The following is a 2,668-nucleotide window of genomic DNA, read 5'->3' as shown; positions in this document are numbered from 1 at the left end:
GCATTGCCAATGGCTGGCCGAGTTCAGAAATCGACGCGCTCATGCCGTGGAACTACGCCGGCTGAACGGCCTAGGCTTGTCATTGTGTCCTCCTGCGTGTCGAAGTGGAAGCGACGCCTTGCCGAAACCGGCTCCCTCCAACCGGGCCGCGTCCGTGGGCGCAAGAAGCGAACCTTGTCTGGTGAGCGGGCCGACTGGCCGCGCGAGCGCTGTCGACCCGGCCCGTTCACGACTCGGGATTGGTGGTCGAACTGGCCGAGCATGGCACCAAGACTGATCGCCGCGCCGTTTGGGGTCTTCGCTTGGGCCGAGGGCCTGAGCTTCAAAAAACAGTTCTGTCAGCCGAGCAGACGAGAGCAGACATCGCCCGCAAGCGTACAAGCGCTTTCGGTCTCACAAGACTCGGAATCGCAGTTCCTGCGGCAACTTACCCGAGATAGGCGGAACCTCTTCGTACACTGGCAGGCGTTCGGACGACCACGTTTCCCTGATGGACGCGGTGTGAATCGAGAGATTAACGCACCGCCCTGCGAGAGGCCGGCAGGTGAAACTCCTCCGGCTTACTCACCCCGGGACGTCCACGAAGATATCCCGTTTGCGCCGTCGCTCACTCCGGCGGAGAGCGCTGCCGGTCGGGTGTTCCTCATGGATACTGGAAGACCACAACCTGGCAATCTGGCGGCCGAGGCGGCCTTGAAAGCTCTCGCGGCTGCCATCAAAGCGCTATGGGTCTGTGAAGGAAGAGCTCGGCCTCGATCACTTTGAAGACTGATCACGGCAAGGCCTACACCGACACGCGTTGATGCGTTGATGAGCCTATGCCTTTCGTCAACATCAGCGCCTGAACAAGGCAAAGCGGGAAAAAAGGAAGAGGCGCGGCCTGCCTAAGCCGACACTGCCGGCCAGTTGAGGCATGGTCATCACGGCCCTGTCACAGCACCGACTCTACGTGTGCCCATTGCCGGATTAGGTTCCAGTCGTGCCGGAAATCGAATCTGCAAAGTAGTACTAGCGATTAGATCAACGATCGACGGGCTTAAGACCATCAAGCGCGCCATGTCCTTGGCCGAGCCGGCGCTGAGCTCCTGAGAACCAGAATGTTGCCGGAACACGAAAAGCGGAAGACGCAATGATGTGCCGAGTGACATGACAGCAATTGCGCGCGTTGTCGGCTTCTCGATGAGATGTCGGATAGAAGACACTCCGCTGTCAAAGTGAACCTGTTGTTCTGAAATGGTTTTCTCGTTTGGTGCGGTAATTGCTTGTGCAAAGGGCAATAACCTTAGGCATGAACGAGAGGGGCGCCGATGGAGTTTCAGTCTGCACGTGTTATTTCGAAAAACTCGCCTCCCTGGGCGGAGCGACCAGTTTTCACGGATGAGGTCACTCAGGAATTGCTGCAGTTCGCGCAGACGCGTGAAGAATGTCAATTCGGCCTCATCTTTGGATCTTACGCACTAGGAAAGCGTGGGAGAGACATTGATGTTAAGTTCTTTGTGTCTGACGATGTAACCGCGCAGTGCAGATATGCATACACGAGCCTTGCACAGCGTATGAACCACAAAATAGGAGCTCCACCGCTAACAAATGAAGATGTCCCATTCGATCTTAAGGTCGTTCTGTCGGAGCGTATAATCGAAGAGGCCCTAGAGCTGGTGCCTTTCAAGCGTACTGGCGATTTCACCATACCAATGATTGATTTCTTAGAGTCATTTCTTCGCTCCGAGCTATGTCAGATGCGCACTGTCCTGAGTGCCATAACCACCCCCCACATAGTTCTCGTGGATCGGCGAGGCGCCTATNATCCTTCACCGTTTCGCCGGCCGATCGCCAACGCCTGAGAGCCCTGATCAGAGATCGCAATGCGCCGCAAAAGCACGTCTGGCGCGCCGAGATCATCCTGCTGAGTGCCGATGGCGTCGGCACCGTCGAGATCATGCGGCAGACCGGCAAGTCGAAGACCTGCGTGTGGCGCTGGCAGGAGCGCTTCGCCACGGAAGGCTTCGAGGGTCTCTTGCGCGACAAGACGCGCCCCTCGCGCATTGCGCCGCTCGGGGCGGAGATCAGCGCGGGTGGTGGCGCTGACGCTTACCGACCCGCCGGGCGAGACGACGCACTGGACTGCCGACATGCCGAACCGGTAACCGGTCTCGTCAGGAGAGCCGCAGCTGCCAGGAAGGTCGACAAGTCGGACGCGGAGTCGCCAGCGGTCAGCTGAGGATTTTCGCCGAGATATCCAGTATGGACCTGTCCGCTTAGAAATTGCTGATCCGCAAGGACTCGCGCGAGAAAGCTCGTGTTTGTCTCGCAGCCGAGGAGCACCAGCTCCCGCATCGCGCGTTCGATGTTTAGCGCAGCCTCATTACGAGTGCGCGCATGTACGATCACCTTTGCCAAGAGGGAATCGAAGGCTGTCGTTATCTGCTGACGTTGCGAGATGCCACTGTCGATCCGTAGGCTTGGACCGGCGGGGTAGTCGAGCACCAGTACCTTCCCCGTCGCGGGAGCAAATCCGCGTTCAGGAATTTCAGCATACACCCTCGCTTCGATTGCGTGTCCTGTCGACACGATATCTGGCTGCGAAAATCTAGGCTCAGGACCTATTGTTTAACAGGCTTCCGCTTTCGGTCGGATTCTGATTCAACATGGCAGGAGGAGCTGCCATGAG

At 58.0% G+C, this 2,668-nt stretch carries 3 pseudogenes; 2 read left to right on the top strand and 1 reads right to left on the bottom strand.

Going from position 1 to position 2,668, the window contains the following annotated elements:
- Positions 1–571 precede the first annotated feature (571 nt).
- A pseudogene (locus ATB98_RS29675) lies at positions 572–671 on the top strand (IS630 family transposase); the annotation flags it as partial.
- A gap of 1,132 nt (positions 672–1,803) precedes the next feature.
- Positions 1,804–2,132, top strand: a pseudogene (locus ATB98_RS22000) (helix-turn-helix domain-containing protein); the annotation flags it as partial.
- 106 nt (positions 2,133–2,238) lie between these two features.
- On the opposite strand, the pseudogene ATB98_RS28140 reads toward ATB98_RS22000, so the two are convergent.
- A pseudogene (locus ATB98_RS28140) lies at positions 2,239–2,538 on the bottom strand (biotin carboxylase); the annotation flags it as partial.
- Between the last annotated feature and the right edge of the window lie 130 nt (positions 2,539–2,668).

This window comes from Sinorhizobium saheli, assembly GCF_001651875.1.
Classification (GTDB): domain Bacteria; phylum Pseudomonadota; class Alphaproteobacteria; order Rhizobiales; family Rhizobiaceae; genus Sinorhizobium; species Sinorhizobium saheli.
The sequence above is the reverse complement of the archived record's forward strand: the minus strand, read 5'-3'. Positions and strand labels throughout refer to the sequence as shown.